General features: G+C 66.3%; 18 protein-coding genes. 10 read left to right on the top strand and 8 right to left on the bottom strand.

Annotated elements, in window-relative coordinates; all coding sequences use genetic code 11:
* Window positions 1-2 precede the first annotated feature (2 nt).
* On the bottom strand, window positions 3-932 hold the full coding sequence (locus HX774_RS10090) for a DMT family transporter (RefSeq protein WP_178826499.1): 930 nt from the start codon (window positions 930-932) through the stop codon (window positions 3-5).
* A 131-nt stretch (window positions 933-1,063) separates the two neighbouring features.
* On the opposite strand from HX774_RS10090, the gene HX774_RS10085 reads away from it, so the two are divergent.
* From HX774_RS10085 to HX774_RS10065, 5 genes are read left to right on the top strand one after another with little or no spacing between them, the layout of a single operon-like run.
* On the top strand, window positions 1,064-1,879 hold the full coding sequence (locus tag HX774_RS10085; protein ID WP_178826497.1) for a septal ring lytic transglycosylase RlpA family protein: 816 nt from the start codon (window positions 1,064-1,066) through the stop codon (window positions 1,877-1,879).
* Window positions 1,880-1,916: 37 nt separating this feature from the next.
* Window positions 1,917-2,543, top strand: coding sequence for a dTMP kinase (tmk, locus tag HX774_RS10080; RefSeq protein WP_178826495.1), 627 nt, complete (start codon window positions 1,917-1,919; stop codon window positions 2,541-2,543).
* Window positions 2,540-3,520: a DNA polymerase III subunit delta' gene (locus HX774_RS10075; protein ID WP_178826493.1), complete on the top strand. Its 981-nt coding sequence runs from the start codon at window positions 2,540-2,542 to the stop codon at window positions 3,518-3,520. The genes tmk and HX774_RS10075 overlap by 4 nt, the downstream gene beginning before the upstream one ends.
* Complete coding sequence (locus HX774_RS10070) at window positions 3,517-4,302, top strand: TatD family hydrolase (RefSeq protein ID WP_178826490.1); 786 nt, start codon at window positions 3,517-3,519, stop codon at window positions 4,300-4,302. Before HX774_RS10075 ends, HX774_RS10070 begins: the two co-directional genes overlap by 4 nt.
* Complete coding sequence (locus HX774_RS10065) at window positions 4,299-5,108, top strand: MBL fold metallo-hydrolase (RefSeq protein WP_178826488.1); 810 nt, start codon at window positions 4,299-4,301, stop codon at window positions 5,106-5,108. Before HX774_RS10070 ends, HX774_RS10065 begins: the two co-directional genes overlap by 4 nt.
* A gap of 107 nt (window positions 5,109-5,215) precedes the next feature.
* Here HX774_RS10065 and HX774_RS10060 read toward each other — a convergent pair whose 3' ends face one another.
* Both HX774_RS10060 and HX774_RS10055 read right to left on the bottom strand, forming a co-directional pair.
* Window positions 5,216-5,404, bottom strand: a complete 189-nt coding sequence (locus tag HX774_RS10060) for a DUF4169 family protein (RefSeq protein ID WP_178826486.1) — start codon at window positions 5,402-5,404, stop codon at window positions 5,216-5,218.
* Window positions 5,404-5,997, bottom strand: a complete 594-nt coding sequence (locus HX774_RS10055; RefSeq protein ID WP_178826484.1) for a glutathione S-transferase family protein — start codon at window positions 5,995-5,997, stop codon at window positions 5,404-5,406. The genes HX774_RS10060 and HX774_RS10055 overlap by 1 nt, the downstream gene beginning before the upstream one ends.
* A gap of 88 nt (window positions 5,998-6,085) precedes the next feature.
* On the opposite strand from HX774_RS10055, the gene HX774_RS10050 reads away from it, so the two are divergent.
* Entirely contained in the window at window positions 6,086-6,319 is a 234-nt protein-coding gene (locus tag HX774_RS10050; protein WP_114817012.1) for a DUF2171 domain-containing protein, read from the top strand.
* Window positions 6,320-6,418: 99 nt separating this feature from the next.
* The gene (locus HX774_RS10045; protein WP_178826482.1) at window positions 6,419-6,811 is read left to right on the top strand and encodes a YccF domain-containing protein; all 393 of its coding nucleotides are present in this window, start codon (window positions 6,419-6,421) and stop codon (window positions 6,809-6,811) included.
* Between the two features lie 6 nt (window positions 6,812-6,817).
* Here the strand turns inward: HX774_RS10045 and HX774_RS10040 are convergent, their stop codons facing one another.
* The gene (locus HX774_RS10040) at window positions 6,818-7,135 is read right to left on the bottom strand and encodes a hypothetical protein (protein WP_178826480.1); all 318 of its coding nucleotides are present in this window, start codon (window positions 7,133-7,135) and stop codon (window positions 6,818-6,820) included.
* A 5-nt stretch (window positions 7,136-7,140) separates the two neighbouring features.
* Window positions 7,141-8,544, bottom strand: coding sequence for a class II fumarate hydratase (gene fumC / locus HX774_RS10035; RefSeq protein ID WP_178826478.1), 1,404 nt, complete (start codon window positions 8,542-8,544; stop codon window positions 7,141-7,143).
* Between the two features lie 85 nt (window positions 8,545-8,629).
* Here fumC and HX774_RS10030 point away from each other — a divergent pair, with 85 nt between their 5' ends.
* Window positions 8,630-9,232, top strand: coding sequence for a peptidylprolyl isomerase (locus HX774_RS10030; protein ID WP_218650364.1), 603 nt, complete (start codon window positions 8,630-8,632; stop codon window positions 9,230-9,232).
* A complete protein-coding gene (locus HX774_RS10025) occupies window positions 9,229-9,582 on the top strand; it encodes a RusA family crossover junction endodeoxyribonuclease (RefSeq protein WP_178826475.1) in 354 nt (117 codons plus the stop codon). Before HX774_RS10030 ends, HX774_RS10025 begins: the two co-directional genes overlap by 4 nt.
* 141 nt (window positions 9,583-9,723) lie before the next feature.
* Here the strand turns inward: HX774_RS10025 and gltA are convergent, their stop codons facing one another.
* Together gltA and gltX are read right to left on the bottom strand one after the other, a co-directional pair.
* Complete coding sequence (gltA, locus tag HX774_RS10020; RefSeq protein ID WP_114817016.1) at window positions 9,724-11,025, bottom strand: citrate synthase; 1,302 nt, start codon at window positions 11,023-11,025, stop codon at window positions 9,724-9,726.
* A gap of 65 nt (window positions 11,026-11,090) precedes the next feature.
* Window positions 11,091-12,506, bottom strand: a complete 1,416-nt coding sequence (gltX, locus tag HX774_RS10015) for a glutamate--tRNA ligase (RefSeq protein ID WP_178826473.1) — start codon at window positions 12,504-12,506, stop codon at window positions 11,091-11,093.
* Between the two features lie 79 nt (window positions 12,507-12,585).
* On the opposite strand from gltX, the gene HX774_RS10010 reads away from it, so the two are divergent.
* On the top strand, window positions 12,586-14,679 hold the full coding sequence (locus HX774_RS10010) for a ComEC/Rec2 family competence protein (protein ID WP_178826471.1): 2,094 nt from the start codon (window positions 12,586-12,588) through the stop codon (window positions 14,677-14,679).
* Here the strand turns inward: HX774_RS10010 and lexA are convergent.
* Complete coding sequence (lexA, locus tag HX774_RS10005; protein ID WP_178826469.1) at window positions 14,660-15,352, bottom strand: transcriptional repressor LexA; 693 nt, start codon at window positions 15,350-15,352, stop codon at window positions 14,660-14,662. The two genes, HX774_RS10010 and lexA, sit on opposite strands and share 20 nt — an antisense overlap.
* Window positions 15,353-15,385: the final 33 nt, after the last annotated feature.

Raw genomic sequence — 15,385 nt, 5'->3', positions numbered from 1 at the left:
GGTCAGGCCTTCGCGGGTGCGGACGGCCGGGTCACCAGCCAGATGCCGGCGCAGACCAGAACCAGCGCCGCCAGATAGCTCCAACGCAACAGGGATTCGCCCAGGAAGATAGCCGAGAGCGCCACCCCGAAGACCGGGATCAGGAAGTTGAAAGCCGCGATCAAGCCGACCGGATTGTGTTTCAGCAGCAGGCTCCACACGGCGAAGGCGACCGAGGACAGCAGCGCCATATAGAGCAGCAGGGCGCCGGAGTGGAGGCCAAGCGCCTCCAGATGACCGCCGCCGGCCATGCCGATGCCGGTCAGGATCAGGCCGCCAATGAACAGTTGCCAACCCGTCATGACCATGGGGTCCATGGCGGCCGACAGGTGCTTGCCGTAGATCGAGGCCGCCGCCAGGACAAAGGCGGCGATGATGACGAAACCTTCTCCCAGAAGACGGAAGTCGAAGCCCAAGGCGCCGCCGCCCAGGTTGACCACGACGACCCCAAGGAAACCGATCAGACAGCCCATGGCCTTGCGGGCGGTGATCCGGTCGTTCGCATAGACGAAGTGGGCCAGGACCACGCTGAAGAAGACGCCGGTGGCGTTCATGATCGAAGACTTCACGCCGCTGGCGTGGGCCAGGCCGACATAGAAGAAGACGTACTGGATCGCGGTCTGAGTCAGGCCCAGCAGGGCGACCTGGCGCATCTGACGTCCGTTCAGCGCGAAGATGGGCTTCTTCATCGCCGCAGCCACGATCAGCAGGATGGCGCCCGCCAAGGCGAAGCGCCAGCCGGCGAACAGCATCTGGCTGGCGATGTCGCTCGGGGCGATATGCAGCAGGGCATAGCCGTTCTTGATGGCCGGATAGGCGCTGCCCCACAGGATGCAGCACAGGGTCGCCAAGGCGAAGACGCCCGAACGGGTCTGGTAGAGGGAGGGTTTCAAGGTGCTCGCTTCAAAGGGGCGCGGGCGCACAGGCGTCGCCGCGACCGGGCGATAGCCTCAAACGCCTTGTTAACCAAACCGGAAACGTCCTCGGCGATGATCACTTCGAGTGAACCGGAGTGCGTGCGGCCATGATGGCGAAATTGTTGAAGGGCGCGGCGGTCGCCGCCGTCTTTTCCACCCTGGCAGCCTGCGCCAGTTTCGGCGGGGGGCGAGACGCTCCGCTGCGTCCGCCGGTTGTGACCGATCCCGCGCCCATCGTGTCGGGCACGATGCGGCCCTATCAGATCCGTGGCCGCTGGTATCGTCCGGCTGAACAGCCCGGCTATGACGAAGTCGGACAGGCGTCCTGGTACGGATCACAGCACCACGGTCGCCCGACCTCGACCGGCGAGCGGTTCGACATGAACGCCCTGACGGCGGCGCATAAGACCCTGCCTCTGCCCAGCCTGGTCGAGGTGACCAACCGCGCCAATGGGCGTCGGGTCATCCTGCGGGTCAATGATCGCGGCCCCTTTGTCGATAGCCGGATCATCGATCTGTCGCGTGCGGCGGCTGAGGAGTTGGGCCTGTTGTCGCAAGGGGTGGGCGAGGTGCGGGTGCGTTATGTCGGGCGGGCGCCGCGCACGGGCGGCGGCACGCCGATGCAACGGGCGGACGTCGCCCCTGCCGCACGACCGACAGCCCCGCGTCAGGCGGCTGCGCCCGCAGCTTTGGAGACCTCGGCCTATTGGGTTCAGGCCGGCGCCTTTTCCGATCGCCGGGCGGCCAAGCGAATCGCTGACCGACTGGGCGACCGGGCTTCAGTTCAGGACATTCGCAGCGACGGACGGCCCCTGTTTAGGGTGATCGTCGGTCCCTGGCCTGACGCCAACGCCGCGGAACAGGCCCGCCAAGCGGTCATCGCACGCGGGTTTGGCGACGCGCTGTTGATATCAGGCGGTTAGGGCTTGCCTGTCGCGCCGCGCTCGCCATTGTGCGCGGGTGCAGCGCGGTAAGTTCATCACATTCGAAGGCGGCGAGGGAGCCGGCAAGACCACGCAGGCGCGCCTGCTGGTCGAGCATCTTCGCTCGCTTGGAATCGACGTCATTCAAACGCGCGAACCCGGCGGTTCACCGGGGGCTGAGGTCATCCGCAACATCGTGGTGGCCGGAGACGCCGAGCGTTGGTCGCCGCGCACCGAGACCCTGCTGATGTACGCCGCGCGCTCGGACCATCTGGAGCGCACCATTCGACCGGCGCTGGACGAGGGCAAGTGGGTCGTCTGTGATCGTTTCGCCGACTCCAGCCGCGTCTATCAGGGCGCTGGCGGCGGCGCGCCGGAGAGCCTGATCGAGGCCCTGGACGCCGCCATCGTGGCGGAGGATCAGCCGGACCTGACCCTGGTGTTCGACCTGCCGGTCGAGGTCGGTCTGGAGCGCGCCTTTGGTCGCGGCCTGTTCGAGACGCGGTTCGAGTCCAAGGGCCTGGCCTTCCATCAAAAGCTTCGTGAGGGCTTCCTCGGCGTGGCGCGCCGTCACCCGGAACGCTGCGTCGTGATCGACGCCACGGGCGAGCTTGAGGCTGTGTCCGAACGCCTGCGGAGCGCCGTCGCCGAGCGGCTGCTGTGAGCGAACACCCGCGCGACCGGTATGATCTGGTCCCGGACGTCGCGGCCGAAGAGGCCTTTCTGGACGCGCTGAATCGGGGCCGGCTGCATCATGCCTGGCTGCTGTGCGGGGTCGAGGGCAGCGGCAAGGCGACCTTCGCCTATCGCGCCGCGCGCCGCCTGCTGGGCGCGGCGCCGGATCTGACGCGCGGGCCGCTGGGGACCGCGCCCTATGATCCGGTCAGCCAGCTGGTTTCCGCCCAGTCCCATCCCGATCTGCTGGTGATGGAGCGGCTGGTCGAGGGCGGCAAGCAGAAGAAGACGATCTCGGTCGATCAGGCGCGCGATCTGCCGGGCTTCTTCGCCAAGAGCCCGTCGCAGGCCCAGTATCGGGTCGCCATCATTGATGCTGCTGATGACCTGAACATCAATGCCGCCAATGCCTTGCTGAAAATTCTTGAAGAGCCGCCTGAGCGTGGCGTTCTGCTGCTGGTGACCCATCCACCGGGGCGGCTGCTGGCGACGATCCGCTCGCGTTGCCGTCGTCTCAGTTTCCCGATCTGGACGCCGGATCAGCTGGAAACCCTGGTGCGCAATCGCACCGGAGCCGACCCTGAGGATGCGCGACTGGCCGCTGACATGGCCGGTGGATCGCCGGGCGCGGCCTTGGCTCTGTCGTCGGGCGCCATGCAGGAAGTCGACGCCCTGGCGCGCAGCTGGGTGCTGGGCGACAGTGTCGATCGGACCGAGCAGCTGGCTGTCGCTGACGGTTTTCGGGGGGCTGAAGGCCAGGCGCGGTTCGAGGCCCTGATGGATCGGCTGATCGCGGCGGTCAAGGTGCGCGCGCTGGAGGCGCCGGCGGGGCAGGGCGCACGCTGGGCCGAGCTGTGGACCCGCCTGGCCGAGTTGCCGGACCGCACGGCGGCCATCAACCTGGACCGCGCCGACGTCTTGGCCGGCGCCCTGGCCGACATCGCCCGCACCAAGGCCCTGAGATGATCATCGACAGTCACGTCAATCTGCACGCCCCTCAGTTCGACGAGGATCGCGACCAAGTCATCGCCCGCGCTCGCCAGGCCGGGGTGCGCCTGATGGTCGAGATTTCGGACAAGCTGTCGACCTTTGAGGCCACCCACGCCCTGGCCATGGCGCACGACGACATCTGGTGCACAGTCGGCGCCCACCCGCATGAAGCCAAGGACCATGTCGAGCTGACCGCCGACGAACTGGTGGCTCTGGCCCAGCGCCCGCGCGTCATCGGCATTGGCGAATGCGGTCTGGACTTCCACTACGACCTCAGCCCGCGCGATGAGCAGGCGGCGGTCTTCCGTCAGCATATCGACGCGGCGCGCCGGACCGGCCTGCCCCTGGTGGTGCATACGCGTGAGGCCGACGATGTGATGGCGGCCATTCTGCGCGAGGAGCACGCCAGGGGGCCGTTCAAACTGCTGATGCATTGCTATACTAGCGGCGTCGAACTGGCTGAAACCGCAGCGGAACTCGGCGCCTGGTTTTCCGTTTCCGGCATCGCCACTTTCAAGGCGGCGGAGGACGTGCGCGAGGTCATTCGCCGGATGCCGGAGGATCGGATCATCGTCGAGACGGACTGCCCCTATCTGGCGCCCATCCCGCATCGCGGACGGCGCAACGAACCGGCCTATGTCGGACTGGTGCTGCAAAAGCTCGCGGAAGTTCGGGGCTGGACGCCACAGGAGGCCGAGCAGCGCACGACCGACGCCTTCTTCGCCCTGTTCGACCGCATCCCCCGGCCTGCCGAATGAGCGAGGCGGGCGAACTGGAGATCGTCATCCTCGGTTGCGGCTCGTCCGGCGGCGTGCCGCGCGGCGACGGCGACTGGGGCGACTGTGATCCGGGCGAGCCCAGAAACCGGCGCACTCGTTGCTCCATGCTGGCGCGGCGTCACGGCCCGGCCGGGACCACCAGCGTCCTGATCGACACCTCGCCCGATCTGCGGCAACAGGCGTTGGCGGCCGAAATTCGTCACGTCGATGCGGTTCTCTATACCCACGACCACGCCGATCAGACCCATGGGATCGACGATCTGCGCGTCTTCGCCATCCATGCGCGGCGGCGCATCCAGGCCTGGATGGACCCGGCCACCCATCACGCCCTGACGACCCGGTTCGACTACATCTTCGAAAGCCATCATGGCTATCCGGCCATCTTGGAGGCGCAACGCATTCCGCCGCATGGCCAAGCCTGGAGCGTCGATGGCGCAGGCGGCGCGATTCCGGTCGTCACCTTCGATCAGGCGCATGGGCCGATCCGTTCGGTCGGCTATCGGCTGGGGCCGGTCGCCTATTCCAGCGATGTGTCCGACCTGGACGAGGCGGCGCTGGAGGCGGTGCGAGGGGCTGAACTGTGGATCATCGACGCCCTGCGCTACACGCCGCATCCCACCCATGCCCATGTCGACAAGGCGCTGGATTGGATTGCGCGGGCCGGGGTCGGTCGTGCGGTGCTGACGAACCTTCATATTGATCTGGATTACAATGCACTGTCAGCGTCTCTTCCCGACAATGTCGAAGTCGCTTTCGACGGCTGGAGCGGCCGTTTCGATCTATAGTCGAACTGGCTCGCGCAAGTTCTGAACCGGCGATCAGCAGCGAATTGTATCGGTTTCGATGAAGCATCGACGCCATGCTTGGCACACCGCCGATGTCGTCCTGGCGCCTAGTCGTCTTTGGCGTCGTCCAGCCTGTGACCATCCAATCTAGCGGCGCCGCGGTCGCGTTCCTTTTGCGTCGTCTGGCGCTCGGCCTTGGTGCGACCGAAGGTCAGGCGGTTGGCGTCAGCGGTGCGTTTGGCCTCGGCCTTGTCGCGGGCTTTGCGCGCCTTGTTCAGGTTGACGATCTCGCCCATCAGACGTGGCCCTCGGGGCTGTCCTTGGCCCAGGCGCGCTTGAGGGCGGGGCGGCCGCCGATGCGCTGGGTGTAGGAATCATAGGGCTCGCCCGCCGACATGGCGGCGCGGAACCATTGCAGCAGGCTACCGAACAGGATGTCGAGGGCCGAGAACTCGCCCAGGATATAGCCGCCGTCCTTGATGGCCGCGGGCCAGCGCTGGTCCAGTGCGGCGTAGCCGGCCTTCCTCAGGTCGTTCCAGCTGTCGGGCGGGCCCGAGGTCAGGACGCTTTCCAGCACATTGTTGTAGAGACCCAGCCACGACAGGTACTCGGCCCGGCGCGGATCATCGGGGCCGGGCGCCAGCTTCGCCTCGGGGAAGCGGTCGGTCAGGAAGAGGAAGATCAGCACGGACTCGACCAGCAACTGGCCGTCGACGCTGACGGAGGGGGCCTGTTTCAGCGGGTGGGGGTTGCTGGGGTCTGCATGAGCTTGGCCGCCCTGTCGCTCGATCTCGACGTAGTGGATGTCGTAGTCGGCGCCCAATTCCTCCAGCAGCCAGAGCAGGCGGGTGGAGCGGGACTGAGGGGCGTGATGGATGGTCAGCGACATCGTGAACTCCCTGAACGGTCATTTGTGATGAACCCGAAAGCGGCGTGCCTCGTTTCACCCTCTCCCGCAATCAGCAATGGAGACAACCATGGTAAGCGCCTCGATGATCAAGGAACATCTCGAAGTCGTGGGTTCGGACGGCGGGCACGTCGGCCGGGTGGACCATGTCATGGGCGATCAGATCGAGCTGGCCAAGTTCGACATGGGCGCAGGCCTGAAGCACCACATGATCCCGGTCAGTTGGGTCGATCATGTCGACGAGCACGTCCACCTGAACCTGACCAAGGACGAAGCCAAGGCGCGCTGGACCGAGAAGCACTAGCGTCGCCTTATCGCGAATTCACCGAGGCCCCGCTGTCACAGGCGGGGCCTTTCGCCATATCAAGGGGTGTCGCGGTGTTCCGCGCGTGGAGAGACGACCTTGATCCGACTGTTCCTGAACCTGCTGTGGTTCTTCCTGGGCGGCTTTGTTTCGGGCCTGGCCTGGCTGTTGGGCGGGTTGTTGCTGGCGTTGACAGTGGTAGGGCTGCCGTGGGCGTTTTCGGCCTGGCGGATCGCCAGCTATTCCTTCTGGCCGTTCGGGCGCGAGATTGTCTGGCGTGATCCCAACCCCGCCGATCTGGGCGTCGGATGTCTGGGCGTCGGGCTGAACGTGATCTGGCTGGTGCTGGCGGGCTGGTACATCGCCCTGGCCCATATCCTGATCGCCGGGGCGCAGTTCGTCAGCCTGATCGGCATCCCATTCGCGTTGAAGAACGTCGAGCTGGCCAAGCTGTCTCTGGCGCCGGTGGGGCGGACGATCCGGGGCAGGTAGCTGCCGCTACTGCGTGATCCACACCTCTTTGACCCTACAGTCGCGGACGCCGATGGTGGCGTGAGCGGTGCCGCCCGGCATCACGTCTGTCGGCGGGTAGAAGGCTATCATGACGTCTTGGTATTGTGCGGAAGCAAGCTTTCCAGGAGGCGAAAACCAAGGATATCGCTCCTTGATGGCCGTCGCAGCGATCGCATCATAGTCGCAAGTGTCGAGCAGCACCGGCCATCCACTTTCGCTGCTTTTCGGCTTCTGCCATGCCTCAACGCAACCGCTCAAACCGATGGCGGCGACAGTTGCGATGAGGACATGGCGTCTGCTCATGGTTGTCAGCCCGGCGAGATCATCTTCTCGGGGCGGACGGCTTCGTCGAACTCGGCGTCGGTCAGGTAGCCGCCGCCGACGGTTTCCTGACGCAGGGTGGTGCCGTTCTTGTGCGCGGTCTTGGCGATCTTGGCGCAGGTGTCGTAGCCGAGCTTGCCGTTCAGGGCCGTGACCAGCATCAGCGAGTTGTTGAGGCCGCGCTCGATGTTGTCTTCGCGGGCCTCGATGCCGACGACGCAGTTGTCGGTGAAGCTGATGGCCGCGTCGGCGACCAGGCGGACCGACTGCAGGAAGTTGTAGGCCATGACCGGGTTATAGACGTTCAGCTCGAAGTGGCCTTGCGAGCCGGCGAACGACAGGGCGGCGTTGTTGCCGAAGACCTGGGCGCAGACCTGGGTCAGGGCTTCGCACTGGGTCGGGTTGACCTTGCCCGGCATGATCGAGGAGCCGGGCTCGTTTTCCGGCAGGGCCAGCTCGCCTAGGCCCGAACGCGGGCCGGAGCCCAGGAAGCGGATGTCGTTGGCGATCTTGAACAGCGAAGCGGCGACCGTGTTGATCGCGCCGTGGCTGAAGACCATGGCGTCGTGGGCGGCCAGGGCTTCGAACTTGTTCGGCGCCGTGGTGAAGGGCAGGCCGGTGATGGCGGCGATCTGCTCGGCGACCTTTTCAGCAAAGCCGACGGGCGCGTTCAGGCCGGTGCCGACAGCGGTGCCGCCCTGGGCCAGTTCCATCAGCTTGGGCAGGGTCTGCTCGATGCGCTCGATGCCGTTGGCGACCTGCTGGGCGTAGCCGCCGAACTCCTGGCCCAGGGTCAGGGGCGTGGCGTCCTGGGTGTGGGTGCGGCCGATCTTGATGATGTGGGCCCAGGCCTTGGACTTGGCGTCCAGGGCGGCGTGGAGGTGCTTCAGCGCGGGCAGCAGGTCGTTGACCACCTGCTCTGCGCAGGCGACGTGCATGGCCGTAGGATAGGTGTCGTTCGACGACTGGCTCATGTTGACGTGGTCGTTGGGGTGGACCGGCTTCTTGGAGCCCATCTCTCCGCCCAGCATCTCGATGGCGCGGTTCGAGATGACCTCGTTGGCGTTCATGTTCGACTGGGTGCCCGAACCCGTCTGCCAGACGACCAGCGGGAAGTGGTCGTTCAGCTTGCCTTCGATCACTTCATTGGCGGCGGCGATGATGGCGTCGGCCAGCTTGGCGTCCAGCTTGCCCAGATCGCGGTTGGTCTCGGCGGCGGCGCGCTTGACGATGCCCAGGGCGCGGACAACCGGCAGAGGCATCTTTTCCCAGCCGATCTTGAAGTTGCCGAGCGAACGCTGGGCCTGCGCGCCCCAGTAGCGGTCCGAGGCGACTTCGATGGGGCCGAAGGTGTCGGTTTCGATACGGATGCCGGCTTTGGCGTTGCTCATGGCTCTGCGCTTCTCATCAGACGTGGCGGGAGGATGCCGGGGGGTGTAGCACGACAGAGCCATGGGACAAGGTGGAGGACGGGTGATGCGTGCAATGATGGTCTTGGCGACGTTCGTCGCTTTCTCCGCCAGCGCGGCGAGCGCGCAGGAGGCCGAGAAACCGCGCGTGGTCCTGCAAACCGACGCCGGTCGCATGGTCGTGGAACTGGCGCCGGAACGCGCGCCGCTGACGGTCTGCAACTTCCTGAGCTATGTGGCGGATGGCGATTATGATGGCGGCAGCTTCTTCCGCACCGTTGTCAGCGCAACCAATCAGAACCCCAATCCCATCGACGTCATACAGGCGGCGACGCCACGCGGATCGGATGATCGTTCGCGTTCGCCTATCAAGCTGGAGCGGACAGGAATGAGCCACGTCTCAGGCACGATTTCCATGGCGCGCGACGGTCCCGACACGGCTACCTCCAGCTTCTTCATCGTGACCCAGGACACGCCTAGCCTGGACTATGGCGGCGGACGGAACCCGGATGGTCAGGGCTTCGCGGCCTTCGGGCGGTTGGTCGAGGGGCTTGACGTCGCGCGTCTGATCCAGATGTCGCCTGCCGACGATCAGGAGCAACTGACGCCGCCTGTCATGATCCAGTCCGCACGCTTGCTGGGCGCTGCGCCGGAGTCCTGCGGATCGTGACAGAAGGCTGGATCGGCACGGGAAAGGTGCGCGGGCGCGAGGTCGGCGACACAGTCGAAATCACCATCGACGGCCTGACCACCCAGGCCAAATACTACAAGCCGCTGGCCTATGAGTTCTTCCGCAAGGAATGGACGTCGCGCCCAGCTTGGGGCGACTACGTCGTCGAGATCGGGATGGAGCACGTCGGGGACGCGCCCTGGATGGACCTGGACAATCTGGCCAAGGCCTTGCTGGACGCCATCAAGGGCTATCTGTTCCACGACGATAGCCAGGTGGCGCGGTTGCTGGTCGAGCGCTTTGAGGGGGAGCGCGAGCGGATCACGATCCGGGTGTTTCCGAGGAAGTAGGCAAAGAAAAACGCCGGGGCATGACCCCGGCGTTCTTCATTCTTGTTGGGACGCGGTCAAAAGGCTCCGCCTTTTCGACCCGACGCGGCCATTCTGATCGGCCGTGGTCAGGAGACGAAGTCTCCTCGACCCGACACGGCCTCAGCCGCGTTGTTCGATCGGCACGTAGTCGCGTTGCGTCGGGCCGGTGTAGAGCTGACGCGGGCGACCGATCTTCTGCGAGGGATCGGCCATCATTTCCTGCCACTGCGAGATCCAGCCCACGGTGCGGGCCAGGGCGAACAGGACGGTGAACATGGTGGTCGGGAAGCCCATCGCCGACAGGGTGATGCCCGAGTAGAAGTCGACGTTCGGGAACAGCTTGCGCGAGGTGAAATACTCGTCCGACAGGGCGACGCGCTCCAGTTCCTTGGCGACCTGGAACAGCGGGTCGTTCTCGCGGCCCGTGGCGGCCAGCACTTCATAGGCCGACTGCTGCATGACCTTGGCGCGCGGATCGTAGTTCTTGTACACGCGGTGGCCGAAGCCCATCAGCTTGTACTTCTTGTCCTTAACGCCCTGAATGAACTCAGGAATGCGGTCCGGCGTGCCGATTTCCTTGAGCATGTTCAGCGCTTCTTCGTTGGCGCCGCCGTGCGAGGGGCCCCACAGGCAGGCGATGCCGGCGGCGATACAGGCGAACGGGTTGGCGCCCGACGAGCCGGCCAGGCGGACGGTCGAAGTCGAGGCGTTCTGCTCGTGGTCGGCGTGCAGGGTGAAGATGCGGTCCATGGCGCGGACCAGGGCCGGATCGACCACATAGTCCTCAGCCGGGACGGCGAAGCACATACGCAGGAAGTTCTCGGCGTACGACAGGTCGTTGCGCGGCGAGATGAAGGGCTGGCCGATGTGGTATTTGTAGGCGCGCGCCGCGATCGTCGGCATCTTGGCGATCAGTCGGATGGCCGAGATGTCGCGCTGCACCGGATCATGGATGTCCAGGCTGTCGTGATAGAAGGCCGACAGGGCGCCGACGGTGCCGACCATGATCGACATGGGGTGGGCGTCGCGGCGGAAGCCTTCGAAGAAGCGATCAAACTGGGCATGCAACATGGTGTGCATGGTGATGCTGTTTTCGAACTTCTCGTATTGCGCTGCGGTCGGCAGTTCGCCGTGCAGCAGCAGATGGCAGACTTCGATGAAGTTCGATTGCGAGGCCAGTTGGTCGATCGGATAGCCGCGGTGCAGCAAAACGCCTTCGTCGCCGTCGATGAAGGTCAGGGCGCTTTCGCAGGCGGCCGTCGAGGTGAAGCCGGGGTCAAAGGTGAAGGCGCCGGTCGCGCCGTACAGCTTGCGGATGTCGATGACGTCCGGTCCGGTGGAGCCCGCGAGGACGGGAAGTTCGACGTTCTTGTCGCCGTAGGTGAAGGTCGCCGTACCGGCGGGTTTCGCTTGTTCAGTCATCTAGGCCCCTTATTTTTCTTCCGGCCGGGCGCGGGGAGGCGTCCAGCCTGCATGGTTATGGGTGATCACTTAGTCTGTTGCAGCGCATCATCCAAGCGTCCGAGCGCTTCATCTCGCCCCAATGCCGCCAGAATTCGCGCAATGTCGGGCGACACTGATCCGCCGGTCAACGCGCCGCGCATGGAAGGCCCTATTTTTCCGAAGCCTACGCCTTCTTCCTCAGCAAAGGCCTTAAGCTCGGCTTCGAGGGCGAAAACGTCCCAGCTCTGGAAAAGACGGAGACGTTCACGGAGTCGTGAAATTCTCTCGCCACCCTCGCCGGTCAGCAGAGCCTGGGTTTTTTCGTCCAGGACAAGGGGGCGGGCCTTCAGCACGAAGTCAGTCTGAGCCGCCAGTTCGAGGATGGTCTTGGCGCGATCCTTGACGAAGGGCATGGCGCGCAGCAGGCGGGCTTCGTCGTCGGGTTGCAAGGCGCGCCCCTTGGCCAGGTGCGCGTCCAGCGTCAGCTTGGCCAGACGGTCGTCCTCGGCCAGTCTGATCCAGTGGGCGTTGACGTGGGCCAGCTTGTCGAAGTCGAGGCGAGCGGGCGCCTTTCCGATGCCGGGCAGGTCGAACCACTCAATGGCCTGCTCGTCGCTGAACAGCTCATGGTCGCCGTGCGCCCAGCCCAGACGCGCCAGATAGTTGCGCATGGCCTCGGGCAGATAGCCCATCTCGGCGTATTCATGCACCGCCTGGGCGCCGTGACGCTTGGACAGCTTGGCGCCGTCGGGGCCGTGGATCAGCGGGATGTGGGCGAAGGTCGGCCGGGTCCAGCCGAGCGCGTCGTAGATCAGGCTCTGGCGGGCGGCGTTGTTCAGGTGGTCGTCGCCGCGAATGACGTGGGTCACGCCCATGTCGTGATCGTCCACCACCACGGCCAGGTTGTAGGTGGGGGCGCCGTCCGAGCGCAGGATGACCAGATCGTCCAGTGAGCCTGAGTCCCAGCGGACCGCGCCCTGAACCGCGTCCTCGACCAGGACCGCCTGATCCAGCGGGCGGCGGAAGCGGATGGTGTGCGGCTTGGCCAGGTCGTCGACGCCGGGCTCGCGGTCACGCCAGGGCGAAACGAAGTCCTTGCCAGAGGCCTTGGCCTGATCGCGCAGGGCCCCGGTTTCCTCGGCGGTCAGGAAGTCTCGGTAGGCGTGGCCAGAGGCCAGCAACTGCTCGGCGACCTCGTGGTGGCGGTCGGCGCGGGCGAACTGGAAGACGGGCTCTTCATCGCCGAACAGCTCCAGCCAGGACAGGCCGTCGAAGATGGCCTTCACGGCGTCGTCGGTCGAACGCTCGCGGTCCGTGTCCTCGACGCGGATCAGGAATTTCCCGCCCCGGCTCTTGGCGTACAGCCAGTTGAATAACGCGGTTCTCGCCCCGCCGATATGCAGGTAGCCTGTGGGCGAGGGGGCGAAGCGGGTGACGACAGTCGAGGAGGGGGAGGTCATAAACAAGGGGTCCGTTGCGGAGGCCCTTATACGCCCGCGCGCGCCAAAGCGAAGCCTTGCCTTAAGGGTTCTTGACGCTGTGCGCGATGAAGTCGCGGCGCAGACGGATCGATGGCGGTTGTGGGCGCCGGTCTTCTTCGGCGGCGGCTGCGCGGCCTATTTCGCCTTGAAGAGCGAACCGGCGCTCTGGCCGTTGATCGTGGCGGCGGTGCTGAGCGCCGGGGCCTGGCTGACGGCGCGGGGGTTTGGGCTGGCGAGGCGCTGGACCTTGATTCTGCTGATGCTGGCCTGTCTGTGCGGCGGGGCGGCGGTCGCCAAGCTGAGGACCGAGGCGGTCAACGGGCCGATTGCGCCGGCCTTGGCTGAGCCGACCGTGGTCGAGGCCTGGGTCATGGACGTCGACAGTCCGGGCGAGCGCGGCGCGCGAATCGTCCTGGCCCCTGTGAGGATCAGGGGGCTGGCGCCCGAGGCGACGCCAGTGCGCTTGCGAGCCACGGTGCGCGGCGAGCCGCCGGCGCCGGGGACGGCGGTGCGGCTCTTTGGCATTCTGAACCCGCCGCCGTCGCCGGCCAGTCCGGGGGCCTATGATTTCGGCCGCAACGCCTATTTCCAGGGGATGGGCGGGACGCTGTTCGCCTTGGGGCAGACGCGGCCAACGGTCCTGCCCGAGCCGCCCTGGCGGGTGCGGATGGCGATGAAGATCAATGCGGCCCGCTATGCCCTGGCGCAGAGGATCGTGGCGCGGCTGGGCGAGCGGACGGGCGGGATCGCCGCCGCCATGACCACGGGACACGAGACCTGGATCGGGCGCGAGGATCTGGACGCCATGCGCGATTCCGGGCTGGCCCACATCCTGTCGATCTCGGGCCTGCACATGGCCATCGTCGGCGGCTTCGTCTTCTTCGCCGTGCGGCTGGGCGTGGCGGCCTGGCCGTGGCTCGCGCTGCGGGTGTCAGGAAAGAAGGTGGCGGCGGTCGCGGGGCTGATCGCGGTTGGGACCTATCTGGTGGTGTCGGGCGCGCCGCCGCCGGCGGAACGGTCGGCGATCACGGCCTCCATCGCCTTTGTCGCCATCCTGCTGGATCGGCAGGCGGTGACTATGCACGCCCTGGCGGTGGCGGCCTTCGCGGTGCTGTTGCTGCAGCCCGAGGCCATCGTCACGCCGGGGTTCCAGATGTCGTTCGCGGCGACGGCGGCCTTGGTGGCGCTGGTCGAAGTCTGGCCGCGACGGATCAAGGAGATTTCGGCGCCCTGGCCCATCGTGGCGGCGCAGCGGCTGGGAAGCTGGCTACTGGTGGCCTGCACCGCCAGCCTGGTGGCGGGCATGGCGACGGGACCGTTCGCCATGCAGCATTTCAACCGGACGGCGGTCTATGGCTTGATCGCCAATCTGGGGACGGCGCCGATTGCGGATTTCATCCTGATGCCGGCTCTGGCGCTGGGGGCGGCGTTGGAGCCCCTGGGGCTGGGCGCGCCCTTCTTGTGGCTGGCGGGCAAGGGGGTGGAGATGATGCTGGCCATCGGCCACTGGACCGCGGGTCTGCCGGGCGCGGTGCAGACGGTGGCGAGCGCCCCGGCGGCGGCTCTGCCTGTGGCCTTCCTCGGCATCCTGTTCATCTGTCTGTGGCGGGGGCGGTTGAGGTGGCTGGGCCTGCCGCTGGCGGCGGCGGTGCTGATCTGGCCGCGTCCGGCGGCGCCGGATCTGTGGATCGGCGATGGGGGGACCAATGCGGCCTTTCATCAGGCGGGGGCGGCGGTCGTCGTGCGCCCCGGCGTGCGGCAGTTCGCGGCGGACCTGTGGTCGCGGCGGCGCGGGCTGGAACTGACGCCGAGGCCCGAGAAGGGCTGGACGTGTAAGCGGTCGTTCTGCGCGCCGGAAATGGACGAGGCGGGGCCGGTCGCCCTTTGGTGGGGCAAGAAGGCGCCGACGGCGGAACAGCTGGATGGTCTGTGTCGCTCGGCGGCGGTCGTCAGCAGCCGGGCCGAGCTGGCCTCGCTGCCGACGTCATGTGCAGGGCGGTTGGTGCTGGACGGCGTGGACTATGGGCGCGGCGGCTCGGTCGAGCTGTGGCGCGAAGGGACGGGGTGGAAGGCGGTGTGGGCGGCTGACGTGCGAGGGCGCAGGCCCTGGACGCGTCAGGCCGATCCCGACTTCAGTGATAGCGGCGGATAAGGCCGACCAGCTTGCCCTGAACCGCGACCTGATCCGAACCGTAGATCTTGGTCTCGTAGTTGCGGTTGGCGGGCTCCAGAGCGATTGAGGCGCCCTTCTTGCGCAGGCGTTTCAGCGTGGCCTGTTCGCCTTCGACCAGGGCCACCACGATCTCGCCGGACGAGGCGTCGGCGGTCGATTTGATGATGACCATGTCGCCGTTGAGGATGCCGGCCTCGATCATCGAGTCGCCCTCGATCTCGAGCAGATAGTGCTCGCCGGCGCCCAGCATGGCTTCCGGCACCGGGTAGCGGGCGGTTTCGTGCTCGATGGCGTCGATGGGGGTGCCCGCCGCGATCTTGCCCATCATGGACAGTTCGCGGGTGTCGTTGGCGGGTTCAGCCGCCTTGGGACGACCGCCGCCCTCGATCACGCCGGGCTTGAAGCCCGCGTGGCCGCGCGGCGCGCCCGCCGTGGCCTGTTCCGGCAGCTTGGTCACTTCCAGCGCGCGGGCGCGGTGCGCCAGACGGCGGATGAAGCCGCGCTCCTCCAGCGCCGTGATCAGGCGGTGGATGCCCGACTTGGACGCCAGATCCAGCGCCTCCTTCATTTCGTCGAAGGAGGGCGAGACGCCCGTTTCCTGAATCCGTTCGTGGATGAACATCAGGAGTTCGTGCTGCTTCTTGGTGAGCATGGGCGCAAGGCTTCCAGAACAAGGCGTGAACCG

The organism is Brevundimonas sp. P7753 (assembly GCF_013386595.1).
GTDB lineage: Bacteria > Pseudomonadota > Alphaproteobacteria > Caulobacterales > Caulobacteraceae > Brevundimonas > Brevundimonas bullata.
Note: the sequence above shows the minus strand (reverse complement) of the source record. Positions and strands in the feature narration are given on the sequence as shown.